The organism is Stappia stellulata DSM 5886, from assembly GCF_000423705.1.
GTDB lineage: Bacteria > Pseudomonadota > Alphaproteobacteria > Rhizobiales > Stappiaceae > Stappia > Stappia stellulata.
Genome location: NZ_KE384083.1, coordinates 587,887 through 600,637, shown reverse-complemented (window position 1 = coordinate 600,637; position 12,751 = coordinate 587,887). Strand labels below are relative to the sequence as shown.

Annotated in this window: 12 protein-coding genes; 9 read left to right on the top strand and 3 right to left on the bottom strand. The window is 65.3% G+C overall.

Annotated elements, in window-relative coordinates:
- Positions 1 to 21 precede the first annotated feature (21 nt).
- Entirely contained in the window at positions 22 to 1,848 is a 1,827-nt protein-coding gene (locus G572_RS0119870) for a glucosamine inositolphosphorylceramide transferase family protein (protein WP_029059970.1), read from the top strand.
- Here the strand turns inward: G572_RS0119870 and G572_RS0119865 are convergent.
- Entirely contained in the window at positions 1,775 to 2,767 is a 993-nt protein-coding gene (locus G572_RS0119865) for a hypothetical protein (RefSeq protein ID WP_029059969.1), read from the bottom strand. The genes G572_RS0119870 and G572_RS0119865 overlap by 74 nt on opposite strands.
- Before the next feature lie 92 nt (positions 2,768 to 2,859).
- Positions 2,860 to 3,450, bottom strand: coding sequence for a DUF2585 domain-containing protein (locus G572_RS24865; RefSeq protein ID WP_051242793.1), 591 nt, complete (start codon positions 3,448 to 3,450; stop codon positions 2,860 to 2,862).
- 201 nt (positions 3,451 to 3,651) lie between these two features.
- Between G572_RS24865 and G572_RS0119855 the strand changes: the two genes are divergently transcribed.
- The 8 genes from G572_RS0119855 to G572_RS0119820 all read left to right on the top strand — a co-directional run bounded on the left by G572_RS0119855 (position 3,652) and on the right by G572_RS0119820 (position 10,799).
- The gene (locus G572_RS0119855) at positions 3,652 to 5,286 is read left to right on the top strand and encodes a peptide chain release factor 3 (protein ID WP_029059968.1); all 1,635 of its coding nucleotides are present in this window, start codon (positions 3,652 to 3,654) and stop codon (positions 5,284 to 5,286) included.
- A gap of 180 nt (positions 5,287 to 5,466) precedes the next feature.
- Entirely contained in the window at positions 5,467 to 5,976 is a 510-nt protein-coding gene (locus tag G572_RS0119850) for an NUDIX hydrolase (protein WP_245566263.1), read from the top strand.
- Positions 5,977 to 6,063: 87 nt separating this feature from the next.
- Positions 6,064 to 7,566, top strand: coding sequence for an inorganic phosphate transporter (locus G572_RS0119845; protein WP_029059966.1), 1,503 nt, complete (start codon positions 6,064 to 6,066; stop codon positions 7,564 to 7,566).
- A gap of 127 nt (positions 7,567 to 7,693) precedes the next feature.
- Positions 7,694 to 9,037, top strand: a complete 1,344-nt coding sequence (locus G572_RS0119840; RefSeq protein WP_029059965.1) for a DUF2157 domain-containing protein — start codon at positions 7,694 to 7,696, stop codon at positions 9,035 to 9,037.
- A complete protein-coding gene (locus G572_RS0119835) occupies positions 9,034 to 9,594 on the top strand; it encodes a GDYXXLXY domain-containing protein (RefSeq protein ID WP_029059964.1) in 561 nt (186 codons plus the stop codon). The genes G572_RS0119840 and G572_RS0119835 overlap by 4 nt, the downstream gene beginning before the upstream one ends.
- A gap of 88 nt (positions 9,595 to 9,682) precedes the next feature.
- A complete protein-coding gene (locus tag G572_RS0119830) occupies positions 9,683 to 10,123 on the top strand; it encodes an RrF2 family transcriptional regulator (RefSeq protein WP_029059963.1) in 441 nt (146 codons plus the stop codon).
- A complete protein-coding gene (locus G572_RS0119825; RefSeq protein ID WP_029059962.1) occupies positions 10,120 to 10,572 on the top strand; it encodes a group III truncated hemoglobin in 453 nt (150 codons plus the stop codon). Before G572_RS0119830 ends, G572_RS0119825 begins: the two co-directional genes overlap by 4 nt.
- Complete coding sequence (locus G572_RS0119820; RefSeq protein ID WP_029059961.1) at positions 10,569 to 10,799, top strand: hypothetical protein; 231 nt, start codon at positions 10,569 to 10,571, stop codon at positions 10,797 to 10,799. Before G572_RS0119825 ends, G572_RS0119820 begins: the two co-directional genes overlap by 4 nt.
- Positions 10,800 to 10,919: 120 nt before the next feature.
- Here G572_RS0119820 and G572_RS0119810 read toward each other — a convergent pair whose 3' ends face one another.
- Positions 10,920 to 12,731: an ABC-F family ATP-binding cassette domain-containing protein gene (locus tag G572_RS0119810; RefSeq protein ID WP_029059960.1), complete on the bottom strand. Its 1,812-nt coding sequence runs from the start codon at positions 12,729 to 12,731 to the stop codon at positions 10,920 to 10,922.
- Positions 12,732 to 12,751 lie beyond the last annotated feature (20 nt).

The window sequence follows — 12,751 nt, the reverse complement described above, 5'->3', positions numbered from 1 at the left end:
CGGCGCCTGCGTGATCGCGATATGACCCTGACCATCGTGACCGGCGCGAATGCGCCTTTCGCGCGCACGCTCATGCAGTTTCTGCTGAGCGTCCGCCGCCGCGGCCTGCAGCGAAGCGCGCGCATTGCCGTCTACGATCTCGGATTGACCGGGCCGCAGCGCCTCGACATCGCCAGACGGTTCCCCTTTGCCGATGTCCTGCCGTTTTCCTTCGACGACAAGCCGGCGCATGTGGCTGTCGGAGCAGATACCTTCGCGTGGAAGCCGCTGGCGATCTCGGATGCGGCCGGACGGTTCGGCGGCCGGCTTTTCTGGTTCGACAGCGCGACCTTGTTTCACGGCGACCTTTCAGAACCGCTCGGCGCCCTGGAAGAGACCGGGGTCTATACGCTTGAAGGACAGTCCAGCCTGGCACAGCGCTGTCTGGCCGAAGTGCGCGATCATCTGAAGGCGGACCCCGACGATCTCCACCGCAAGATCCGCATCGGTGGTGTGCTGGGGATCGATCTCGATGCGCCGGCGGCGCGCGACCTTCTGGCCGAATGGGCGAGGCTTGCGCGCGACCCGCTGGCCTTTCGCCCGGCCGCGCCCGATCACAACGCCGACCAGGCCGTTCTGACCATCCTGCTCTTTCGTTTCGAACGGGAGGGGCGGTTGCGGCTGAATGCCGGTGAGATCGACATATCGTCAGCCGCGCCGGTGCGCTGGATGAGTTCGCGCAACAAGGTCGCCGCGCACAGGGCGCTGTGGATGGATCCGCTGGTGCGGCTCGGCTACCGCGTCTACAAGACCGTCGACCGGCTCAATCTGCGCTGGCAGGATTTTTATCGGCGCCGCGTGCTCGGACTGCATCGCTGGCCCAAGGAGCACTTCCAGACCTATGTGATGCGCGCGGGCGACGCCGCGCCGACGCCGATCCCCGCGCCCGTGCTCAGTTATTACGCGGATCCCTTCCTGTGGCGGCACGAAGGGAGGCTCTGGCTCTTCGTCGAGGAGTTCGAGTATCGTCAACAGCTCGGGCGGCTCGTCGCGATGGAACTGGACGACGAGCTGCGGCCCGGCCCGGTGATTCCGGTGCTGCCGCTTCGCGAGCATGCCTCCTATCCCTACCTCTTTCAGCACGACGGCCGGCTCTACATGCTGCCGGAAACCTGCGCGCTGGGCGCGCTCGACCTTTATGTGTGCGAGCGGTTTCCGGATCGCTGGCGGCGCGCCCGCAGGCTTTTGGAGGGCGTCGACGCGGTTGACAGCGTGCTGTTTGAACGGGAGGGCTGGTGGTGGCTGCTGACCAACGCGAAGCCGCTTGGCGCCGACGGAGGGCGGTCGCTGGCTCTCTATCGCATGCGCGACCCGGCAAACGGGCCCCTGGTGCCGCATCCCGTCATTGCGCAAGGCCTGTTTGCCAATCGCGATCACGGTTACGGGCGCGGGGCAGGCAGCCTGTTTCAGGATCAGGACGGACCGCTACGCGTGGTGCAGAAGAACGACGACTATTACGGGCAGGCGGCGGAGGTGCGCCGCATCGTGGCGCTGAATGAGGCCGATTACCGGGACGAGGCCGTCGACCCGGACCATCCTTTGGCCCGGCTTGCCACGCTTGTCTCGCCGCATCACATCAGCCTGCAAGCGGATGCTGTGGCCTTCGACCTGCGCGACCGGCTGGGCTTTGTCTCCGGGATGCCATGGATCGGACGGCGGCTGAACGGGATCGCGCCGGCGGCGAAGCGGATTCTCGCCGGCGATCCGGCCGTGGAAGCGGCGGTTGCCCGTGTCGTCAGCCGTCTTGTGGCGCAGACCCGGCCAGCCGATGGCCGCCCACCGTCCAGCGATCCGCAAGATGGCGAATGACGATCGTGTTGTTGCGGCTTTCCGGCGTGCCGTCGCCTGAATTGACCCGTCCGAGGCTTGAGGTCCGGTAAAGCGACTTGCGGCTCCATTGCTGGAAGCCGGCCCGCCGCGCCGGGATGACGAATTTCGGCACCGTGCAGAACCCGGAAATCCAGACGTCGTCGACAAAGAAGGCGGCCTCCGGCGCATCCCGGTGCGCCAGCATCGCCTCCGTCTCGGGGAAAAACCGGGGGCGGACCAGATAGCCCGAATAGCCTTGCAGGATGTCGATGGGCCGGGGCGCGCGAAGGCGGCGTGCCCGGATCGGCACCGGCGGATCCATGTGGAGATTGGCGCGGACCGTCGTCGCCCGGTCGGTGAAATCGGCCGGCACCACCCAGCCGCTGAGCCCGAAGGCGGCATCACGGTCTTCGCTTGCGTGGCGGTCCAGGTCCGCCAGGAAACTCGCGGGATAGATGCGATCGTCGTCGACGACGACGATCGGCGTGTCGCGATCGACAGCCGTGAGCGTCGGGAAGAGTTTGGTCGCGGGGCCGAAATCGTCGCAGCGTACGATGTGCACTGTCTTGAGGGTCTCCAGCCAGGCCGGAATCTCGTATCCGCAGTTTTCCCGGCGCGAATGGTGCGGAATATTGAGACGGATCTCGGCCGGCGGCGCCGACTGGTCGAGCAGGCTCTTCAGCGTCATGCCCAGATGCGCGATGCGGCTCGGGATGGTCGTCAGCGTCACGACGACAGCGCTGCGCCCGCTGTTTCGCGCAACGCGATCGTCGAGGGCGGCAAGCTCCATGCGCGACAGCCGCCGCACACGCGCAAGATCGGCAAGCAGCGTTTCCCCCTCGAAGAAATCGTGGGCAAAGATCCCTGCGGCGGCCGTGGCACCGATGGCGGAAAGCGAGAGCGGAACGAGGAGGGACATGGGCGAGGGATGTTCCGAAGAAATTGCGTGGGCGGACACTTGCGGGCCACCCGGCTTGTGTCAAGGCCGGCCGACCGGGCGGATGGCTGGGATCACGGTGCAAGCCCCTGTTGCCAGTCGCGCACCGCGTCCAGCGGCCACACCAGCATGAGAACGTTGAGCGTGAGATTGTCGCGAATGACGATGGCGGCGATGATTTCCATGGCCAGCGCCAGAACGACGGTCACCGCGACCGGCAGGCGCAGCGCGAGCCAGAAGCCGACAAGCATCCAGCCGATGTCGGCAACCGAATTGATCACGCTGTCGCCGGTGTATCCGACGGCGATGGTCGCCTCGCGGTAGCGGTCGATGATGATCGGACTGTTTTCCAGGATCTCCCAGGCGGCCTCGATGACGGTGGCGCCGACGGCGCGCCAGCCGACGGAAAGGCCGGGCGTCGCGACATGGAACAGCCAGTAGAAGATGAAACCGTGAATGATGTGCGAAGGCGTATACCAGTCGGACAGGTGCTGGGAGTTGTCCGAGGAGACCACGTCGCCGGTCCAAAGCTTGACCACGCCACAGCTGCAGATCGGCACCCGGCCCATGGCCAGCAGGATGAGGGCGGTGGCGACCACCACGACCAGAATCGCGAGGGTGGGAGGCCAGGGGCGGCCGGAGGAGAGCGGGGCGGGTTGCGGCATCTGGCGAGAGGCTTTCGAATCCGGGAAAAGACTGGACGGCAACCCTATCCGCTCGCGCGCCATGGGCAATGCGCAAAGCGCACGATCCGCGCCGGCGGTCAATGCGATGCTGGTATTTGGCGCTGCAAATGAATAGACCTGCGGTCAAAGCACAGGCGATGACGCGCGCGTTCGCCATGCAACAGGTTCCAAGGAGACGGCATGAGCCTCACCGAAAGTCAGCCCACCGCGACGCAGGCCGGCGGGCAAGCTTCCTTCAAGTCGCGGCGGACGTTCGCGATCATTTCGCATCCCGACGCGGGCAAGACCACGCTGACGGAAAAACTGCTTCTGTCGGGCGGCGCCATTCGCGCGGCCGGTCAGGTCCGGGCCCGCGGCGAGCGCCGCCGCGCGCGCTCCGACTGGATGAAGATCGAGCAGGAACGCGGCATCTCGGTGTCGTCCTCCGTGATGACCTTCGAGCGCGACGGCATCACCTTCAACCTGCTCGACACACCGGGCCACGAGGATTTTTCCGAAGACACCTACCGCACGCTGACCGCCGTCGACGCGGCGGTCATGGTGATCGACGCGGCCAAGGGCATCGAGACCCAGACCCGCAAGCTGTTCGAGGTCTGCCGCCTGCGCGACATTCCGATCATCACCTTTATCAACAAGGTCGACCGCGAAGGCCGGCATCCGCTCGAGGCTCTGGACGAGATCCAGGAGGCGCTGGCGCTCGACGTGACGCCGATGACCTGGCCGGTGGGCATGGGGTCGGATTTCTTCGGCGTCTACGACTGGCAGGCAAAGCGGTTCATGACGTCGAGCGAGGGGCGCGGCCAACGCTGCGACACCGTGGTTGAGGTCGAGGGGCCGATGGACCCCAAACTTGTCGACACCGTCTTCGAGAAGGTTCTGGGCGAGCTTGAGGAAAACGTCGAACTGGGCGCAGAGGCCTATCCCGCGTTCGACCGCGAGGCGTTTCTGGAAGGTCACATGACGCCGGTGTTCTTCGGCTCGGCACTGCGCGATTACGGCGTTGAGGAAATCATCAAGTTCATTGCGGCGTTCGGCCCCGCGCCGCATGCACAACCGGCGACGTCCCGGATCATCCGTCCCGAGGAAGGCAAGGTCACGGGCTTCGTCTTCAAGGTGCAGGCCAACATGGATCCCAAGCACCGCGACCGCATCGCCTTCGTGCGCCTGTGTTCGGGAACCTTCAAGCGTGGCATGAAGCTCAAGCATGTGCGCGCGGGCAAGACCATCGCGGTTTCCGCGCCGATCTTCTTCTTCGCCGAGGAGCGCGAGCTTGCCGAAACGGCGTATCCGGGCGATGTCATCGGCGTGCCGAACCACGGCCAGTTGCGCGTTGGCGACACGCTGAGCGAGGGTGAGGAAATTCACGTTACCGGTCTGCCGGCCTTCGCGCCGGAAGTGCTGCGTCGCGTGCGCCTGTCGGACACCATGCGCGTCAAGCAGATGCGTCAGGGTCTTCAGGACCTTGCGGAGGAGGGGCTGGTCCAGATCTTCAAGCCGCAGATCGGTTCCAACTGGATCGTCGGCGTGGTCGGTGTGCTTCAGCTCGATGTCGTGGTGGAGCGGCTGCGCACCGAATATGCCACCGAGATCGGCTTCGACGCGGTTCAGTACAATACCGCCCGTTGGGTCGAATGCGATGACGATCTGACGCTTCGAAAGTTCATCGAAACAAACCCGTCAAGTATTGCAATGGATCGCGATGACCGGCCGGTTTTTCTGTTCAAGAATGCCTGGGAAGTGTCTTACGTTTCCGATAAAAATCCCGATATCCGCTTCCGTGAAACCCGCGAAATCGTTCATACATCAACAACTTGAGTCTCTTTCCGGCTGCCGGCGACGGGGAGTTTCCGCAGGGCGGCAAGCCAAAAAGCGCACACACTGCGCCTTTCGGCTTGCGCTTTCGGGATCTGCGCGTTATTTGTATGAGTGCTAAGCTACTGCAATCGCAATTTGATTCTCCAATCAACCACCGTCGTCGTTGGAGGCCCCAGTATCGTGGCCCTGCTCGTACCGTCCGTCCCCAAGCTGTCCTTGCGCGTTGCTTATGCGCTCGAGGCCGCACGCCTGTGGCTCGGCGGCAAGCCTCCGGCCGTTCAGGTCGCGGCATTGCCGTGGCGGCGGGCGACGGGCGGACGCATCGAAATCCTCATGGCAACGAGCCGTGACACCGGACGATGGGTGCTGCCGAAGGGGTGGCCGCAGAAGAAACGCAGCCTGAGCGAGACGGCCGCCTGCGAGGCGTGGGAAGAGACGGGCATGCTGGGCCGGATCACGACGAAGGCGGTCGGCAGCTTTTTCTACCGCAAACGTCTGGACAGCGGGCTTCACCGGCGCGTGCGCGTAACGGTTTTTCCGCTGGCCGTCAGCGGACAGGCGGAGACCTGGCCCGAGAACGGGCAACGCGAGTTGCGCTGGTTCTCGCCGGAGGAAGCCGCGCGGCACGTTCACGAACCGGAACTCGCCGAATTGCTGCGCAATGCGGATGTCATGAAACGGCTGGCATGATCGGCCGATGCGTTGCGTGATGAAGCCTGAACCAACCTCGGGATTGCGTGGGGAGCGCGTGCGGTCTTGCGTTCGCGGGCGCCGGGCGTGAGCGATCGCCTTTCCCGGCCATCCGGCAACACCATCGACAAGGATCTCGACAAGCTCGGCTTCGTCGAGGAAGCGACCGGTCATTTGTCGCGCTCCATGATCGCGCTCGGATTTGCCGTGCTCTTTGTCGTCACCACGGCGATCCTCGCGGCGCTCTTTTTGTTCGACAACCCGCATTGGCTGTTGTTGACGGCAGCGCTCGCGCTTGGCGGCTACATGGCGCTTAACATCGGCGCGAACGATGTTGCCAACAACGTCGGGCCGGCGGTGGGCGCGCGGGTCATGACGATGACGAGCGCGCTCGTGCTCGCCGCCCTGTGCGAAAGCGCTGGCGCACTTCTTGCCGGAAGCGAGGTCGTCACGACGATCTCGGCGCGTATCGTTGACGCTGGCGGGTTCTCCCAGCAGGCGGATTTTCCCCTGGCGATGATGGCGGCGCTTGTTGCGGCGGCGCTCTGGATCAATCTGGCGACGGTGCTGGGCGCTCCCGTGTCGACCACCCATGCGGTGGTTGGCGGGGTGGTCGGAGCGGCGATGATGTCGGCTGGCACCGGCGTTGTGTCCTGGGGGACGGTCGGTGCGATCGCCATGAGCTGGGCGGTGTCGCCCCTGATTGGCGGGTTTGTCGCGGCTGTACTGCTGGCGCTGATCAAGACCTGCGTCATCTATCGCGACGACAAGATCGAGGCGGCCAGGCGGTGGCTTCCGGTGCTGTTCGCGTCGATGGCGGGCACGTTTGCGCTGTATCTTCTGGTCGTCGGGCTGTCGCGGTCGCAGCCGTTCGCCCCCGGTGAGGCGCTTGCGATCTCCGCCGGTATTGCCGTTGGTGTCTACCTTCTGTCGGCGCCTTTGGTCGGGCGCGCATCGCAAGGCATGGAGAACCGCAATCAGTCCCTGAGACGCCTGTTCCGGGTCCCGCTGATCGTGGCGGCGGCGATCCTGTCCTTTGCCCATGGGGCCAATGACGTGGCCAATGCGGTGGGCCCCGTGGCTGCAATCTTCTCCGCTTATGGCGATGTTGAAAGCGCTCTTTCGTGGGGTGGCTATCTTCTCCCGGTCCTGTTGGTCGGCGCGCTCGGCATCTCTCTCGGTCTGCTGTTGTTCGGCCCGAGGCTGGTTCGTATGGTGGGCGAGCGCATCACGCGGCTCAACCCGATCCGTGCCTTCTGCGTCGCGCTTGCCACAGGCGCAACCGTTCTGGCGGCCAGCGGGTTCGGTTTGCCGGTTTCCTCGACCCATATTGCCGTCGGCGCGGTTTTCGGCGTCGGATTCTACCGCGAATGGTTCATGAACCGGGCGCGTAGCTTAAGGCTCGGCGAGATCGTGCCGCTCGCCGCCAGCGCTTCCGCCCGCCCGCCACGCGAGCCGGCCGACCTTCGGCGCCGCAAGCTCGTGCGCCGGGCCCATGTGCTGACCATTGTGTCAGCCTGGGGGGTGACCGTGCCGGCCTCGGCGCTGTTGGCGGCGTTCGTCTTCGCAGTCTTCGACTGGGTGCGGTAGGATCCGGTTTCGGGATCCTGTTTGTCCTTTCGTGCTCCCGAAATGAAGAGACTGCGCGTCGGATCGTCCACACGCGCGCGAGGAACGTGTAAACGCACTGGCAGCGTATCAAAGGAAAGTCAGCCTCATGTTGAGATCCCTGTATCGACGCCAGCTCGAAGCCGACCTTCCACGCTGGGTCCGGGCCGGTTGGATCGCGCCCGAAGGGGCGGCGCAAATCCGGCGCGATGTCGGTGCCGACGGCGAGGGGCGTTTTCGCCTGCCCCTGCTGCTGGCCGGCATTGGCGCCATCTGCATTGCCCTGGCTCTTGTCGCTTTCGTCGCGGCCAACTGGGAGGCAATCCCGCGCGCTGTCAAGCTCGGCGGCATTGCGGTGCTGCTTGTTGGCGCGCATGCCGTGGCGGCCGGTTTCGCCGCGCGGGGCTGGCGCGCGGCCGCCGACATTGCGACGCTGTTCGCCGTCCTTGTTTTCGTTGCCGGCCTGTCGCTCGTGGGACAGATGTATCACCTTCCGGTGGACTGGCGGGCGGGAAGCCTGATCGTGGTGGTTGGCGCACTGGCCGCGGCCTGGGTCTGTGCGTCCAGAAGCTCGGCTCTGGTTGCAACAATTGCCGTCATGGTCTGGCTGTTCTGGCGCGACGACACGTTGCGGCTCGCAACGCCGGACGGCCTGCTTGCGCTCGGGCTCCTGGCGGCGACCGCCGGACATGTCTTGCGCCACAGCTCAATGGCCGGGCGGCTCGCGGTTCTCGCACAGGCGCTTGCCACCTACGCCGCCTTCATCATCGGCGAGATGGAGCGCATGGACATGTCGCGCGACGCGGCGGTCACCTCGGCGATGTTGCTCGGACTGGCGGCGCTGGGCGGTGCCTTCGCCATTTGGGGGCTTCTGGCGCACCGGGGCTTGCCCGAGGGCGCGGAAGGGGTGAAGGCGCTCGCGGGAACGGGGCTTCGCATCGCGCCCGCCCTGCTGGCGCTCGTCTGCGTGGTCGGGCTTTTTCTCGGCCTGGAGAGCTTCGACATTCTCGACAGTCGCGTGGACGCCCGGGTTCTTCTGCTGTGGCCGGTCATCGGTGCCGGGCTCCTGAGCGCCGCCGGTGTGCTTATTGCGCTCGCGCGGAGCATCTGGAGCGGCGCATTCAGCGTCGTGCTTTCCGCAGCGCTTCTGGCGGTCGCGCTGCCGCTTATGGTGGTCTGGGCTCCCGGCCAGACAATCCCGGTTTCCGTGAATTCGCTTGCCGGCGCCATTGCAATCAGTGCGGTCGGATCCGCCGCACATCTCACCTCGTGGAGCGTTCTCGGCAATCTCGCGATTGCGGCCGTTTTGCTGATGCTGCTCGAGCACACCGTAGGCTCCCTGATCGGTCAATCGGTTTTCTTCCTGCTGGCGGGGCTTGCGCTGATCGGCGTTGCGCTTGTCAGTGGTCTTGTCCTGCGAAAACGTTCGGGCAAGGCGGAGGTGGCGCCATGAGGCTGGAAAACCTTTCCCCCTGGGTGCGTTGGGGCGCGGTTGCGCTGCTGCAGCTGATCTTGATTGCCCTTCCTCTCGCGGAGCGCTGGTCGGTGCATGCGACGGGACAGGAGGTGACGCTCGCGCTTCGGCCCGTCGATCCGCGCGATCTCCTGCGCGGCGACTATGTGATCCTCAATCCCGAAATCGGACGGATCTCCCGCCAGCAGGTGGCGGGTGAAACCGACCTCTCCGAATTCGCGCTCGGCGATCCGGTCTGGACGGTCGTGGAGCGGGACGGGGAGGGCGTGTTCCGGGCGGTGGATGTGCTGCCCGCGCCTCCGCGGGACGGCCGTGTTGCGTTGAAGGGGCGGGTCGGGTCGAGGCTGAGCGGAGACGAGCTGCGCATCGACTACGGTCTGAGTGCCTTCTTCGTGCCGCAGGGCAAGGGGCTGGAAATCGAGGCGATGCCGCGCGAGACGGTCCGGCTGGTGGTCGCCGTGAGCGAAGACGGCCGCAGCGCGCCGCTGCGGCTCATGGCCGACGGCAAGGTGCTTCTCGAGGACAGTGCGTTGTAGAGCCAGAAACAGGTATATTGGATGCATGTTTATGTTGCGTCGCCGTCAAGAATGAGGTATTTGATATACCTCTTTGATGGAGATCGACATGCGACTGACACTCCAGACCGATTACGCCTTGCGTATGCTGATGCATCTTGCGGTGCAGGATGGTGATCTCGCCACGATCAGCGATGTGGCGGACAGCTACCGGATCTCGAAAAACCACCTGATGAAGGTCGCCCAGGCGCTTGTCCGCGCCGGGGTGGTGGAGGCCGTGCGCGGGCGGGGCGGAGGGGTGCGACTGGCCCGTCATGCCCGTCAAATCAGCGTGGGCGGCGTCGTTCGCGCCCTGGAAGACGGCACTGCGCTGGTCGAGTGCTTTCCGGGTGGCAACGGCACCTGCCGCATCACGCCATCCTGCCAGCTCAAGCATGCCCTGCACGAGGCACGCGAGGCCTTCTTCCGGGTTCTGGACGGCTATTCGATCGACGATCTGGTGACCGGGAACACCGGCCTCAGGGATATCCTCATCGGAGACGCGGCATGACGACGATCAGGGTCAGGAGCGCGGCGGACCGTCGCCGGGAAATCCAGGAGACGGCGGCCGCACTGGGCATCGACGACGCCTATATCTCGATGCTGGTGGAGACCTTCTATGAGCGTGTGCGCGCGCATGCGCTTCTCGGGCCGATCTTCGCGGCGGAAATCGGCGACGACTGGGGGCCGCATCTGGCGAAGATGAAGGACTTCTGGGCCTCGGTCGCCATGAATGCCGGGCGCTACTCCGGCAAGCCCGTGCCGGCGCACACCAAGCTTACCGACCTGCAGCCCTGGCATTTCACGATATGGCTCGGGTTGTTCGAACAAACGCTCAGGGACACCGCGCCTCATCCGGACGCCGTCCCCTACTTCATGGAGCGGGCACGGCGCATCGCCCAGAGTCTGGAGTTCGCCATTTCGGGACTGCCCGCCGTCAACACCGGAGCGAAATCATGAGCCTTGCCGCAATCGTCATCGTCGCGGAGATCGGAACCGCCCTGTTCTTCGCTACCTATCTCGGCGCGCTGACCCTCGGCCTGCGCGAGGACCGTGAACTTGCCCGCGTGCCCGTGCTCGACGCGACCGGCCGGGCGCTGTTTCGCGCGGTCAAATACGGCTTTGCCGCCGGTATCCTGGCGGTTGTTGTCCTGACCGTCCTGAACATCACGGGGAGCGTGGCATGACCATCGATACGAATACGGAAACCGGCCGTTGGGGCAAAACCTGGCCCTGGCTGCTCCTGTGGGGCGCTGCCCCCATGCCGCTCTATATCTGGCTCGTTGTGGGGATGCTGGTGTAGGGGGTCAGCCTGCGTCTTCTTCCGCCAGGATTTCCAGTTCCAGCCAGGTTTCCTCGGCGCTGGCGAGATCCTCCTGCGCTTTCGTCATCTTCGCCATCAGCGTGTCGAAGCGCTTCGGGTTCTTCGCGAAGAGGTCCGCGTCGGCCAGCTCGCTCTGCATCTTAGAAATCTCCCGGCCCAGCTTTTCGATGTCCTTCGGCAGCGTCTTCAACTGATGCTGCTGGGTGAAGCTCAGGCGCGACTTCTTCTTCGGCTTTTCCTCCGCCGGCGCGGTTTTCCCCTTGGGCTTAGGGGCCTCGCCGCCGCGCGCGCCGCGCGCCGAAACGCCCGCACCGCGCTGGGCGATCATGTCGGAATAGCCGCCGGCGTACTCGCGCCACAGGCCGTCGCCTTCCGCAAAGACAACGGAGGTCGCGACCCGGTCGAGGAAGTCGCGGTCGTGGCTGACGAGCAGCACCGTTCCCGGATAGTCGGCGAGCATTTCCTGCAAGAGGTCGAGCGTTTCCAGGTCCAGATCGTTGGTCGGCTCGTCGAGAACCAGCAGGTTCGACGGGCGTGCCAGCGCACGGGCCAGCATCAGCCGTCCGCGCTCGCCGCCGGACAGCGCGCCCACCGGGGTGCGGGCCTGTTCGGGCGCAAAGAGGAAGTCCTTCATGTAGGACACGACGTGCCGCGCGCCCGACGACAGAACCACCTGATCGCCGCCGCCGCCGGTCAGCACTTCCGTCACCGTGTCGTCGTCCCTGAGCGATTCCCGCGCCTGGTCCATCGTCACCATGTCGAGCGTCGAGCCGAGCGTCACGCTGCCGCTGTCGGGCTCCAGCGCACCGGTGAGAAGCTTGAGCAAGGTGGTCTTGCCGGCGCCGTTCGGCCCGACGAGCGCGACCCGGTCGCCGCGCAGGATGCGGATGGAAAAGTCGCTGACGATCGGTCCTTCGCCGTAGTCCTTGGAAATGCCCTTCGCCTCGATCACGCGTTTGCCGGAGACCTCCGCGTCGCCGACCGTGAGCTTGACGTTGCCCTGCGGACCGCGATGTGCCTTTTTCTGGGCCCTCAGGTCACCGAGTTCACGGACCCGCCGCATGTTGCGCTTGCGCCTGGCGGTGACGCCATAGGTCATCCAGTGCTCTTCGCGCTTGATCTTCTGCGCAAGCTTCTGCTGGTCGCGTTCTTCCTGTTCGAACACCTCGTCGCGCCATGCCTCGAAATGCGCAAAGCCCTTGTCGAGCCGTCGCGAGGTGCCCCGGTCGATCCATACGGTCGCGCGGGTGATATCGGCCAGAAAGCGCCTGTCGTGACTGATCAGCACGATTGCCGACTTCATCGAGGCAAGCTCGCCCTCCAGCCATTCGATGGCCGGCAGGTCAAGGTGGTTGGTCGGCTCGTCGAGAAGAAGAATGTCCGGCTCGGGCGCAAGCGTGCGCGCAAGGGCGGCGCGGCGCTTCTCGCCACCGGACAAACGGCCCGGGTGTTCCTCGCCGGTCAGGCCCAGAACCTCGAGCAGATATTGTGCGCGATAGGGGTCGTCGCCCGGCGCAAGCCCGCTCGTCACATAGTCGAGCACGGAGGCGGCCGTGCCGAAGTCGGGCTCCTGCGGCAGGTAGCGCACGGTGCGACCCGGCTGGACAAACCGCTCGCCGGAATCGGCCTCGATCATGCCGGCGGCGATTTTCAGGAGCGTCGACTTGCCTGATCCGTTGCGGCCGACGAGGCCGATGCGGTCACTTTCGCCGACCTGGAGTTCGGCCGAGGTGAGAAGCGGTGTGCCACCGAAGGTCAGGGCGATGTCGCGGAGGTGCAAAAGAGGAGGTGCCATCGTGTCTCAGTAGGCAAAGA

What these genes read in the sequence shown, in the direction of transcription:
- G572_RS0119870 (WP_029059970.1), top strand. Translation starts at nt 22, where the DNA reads ATGACCCTGACCATCGTGACCGGCGCGAATGCGCCTTTCGCGCGCACG.
- G572_RS0119865 (WP_029059969.1), bottom strand. Translation starts at nt 2,767, where the DNA reads ATGTCCCTCCTCGTTCCGCTCTCGCTTTCCGCCATCGGTGCCACGGCC.
- G572_RS24865 (WP_051242793.1), bottom strand. Translation starts at nt 3,450, where the DNA reads ATGCCGCAACCCGCCCCGCTCTCCTCCGGCCGCCCCTGGCCTCCCACC.
- G572_RS0119855 (WP_029059968.1), top strand. Translation starts at nt 3,652, where the DNA reads ATGAGCCTCACCGAAAGTCAGCCCACCGCGACGCAGGCCGGCGGGCAA.
- G572_RS0119840 (WP_029059965.1), top strand. Translation starts at nt 7,694, where the DNA reads ATGTTGAGATCCCTGTATCGACGCCAGCTCGAAGCCGACCTTCCACGC.
- G572_RS0119835 (WP_029059964.1), top strand. Translation starts at nt 9,034, where the DNA reads ATGAGGCTGGAAAACCTTTCCCCCTGGGTGCGTTGGGGCGCGGTTGCG.
- G572_RS0119830 (WP_029059963.1), top strand. Translation starts at nt 9,683, where the DNA reads ATGCGACTGACACTCCAGACCGATTACGCCTTGCGTATGCTGATGCAT.
- G572_RS0119825 (WP_029059962.1), top strand. Translation starts at nt 10,120, where the DNA reads ATGACGACGATCAGGGTCAGGAGCGCGGCGGACCGTCGCCGGGAAATC.
- G572_RS0119820 (WP_029059961.1), top strand. Translation starts at nt 10,569, where the DNA reads ATGAGCCTTGCCGCAATCGTCATCGTCGCGGAGATCGGAACCGCCCTG.
- G572_RS0119810 (WP_029059960.1), bottom strand. Translation starts at nt 12,731, where the DNA reads ATGGCACCTCCTCTTTTGCACCTCCGCGACATCGCCCTGACCTTCGGT.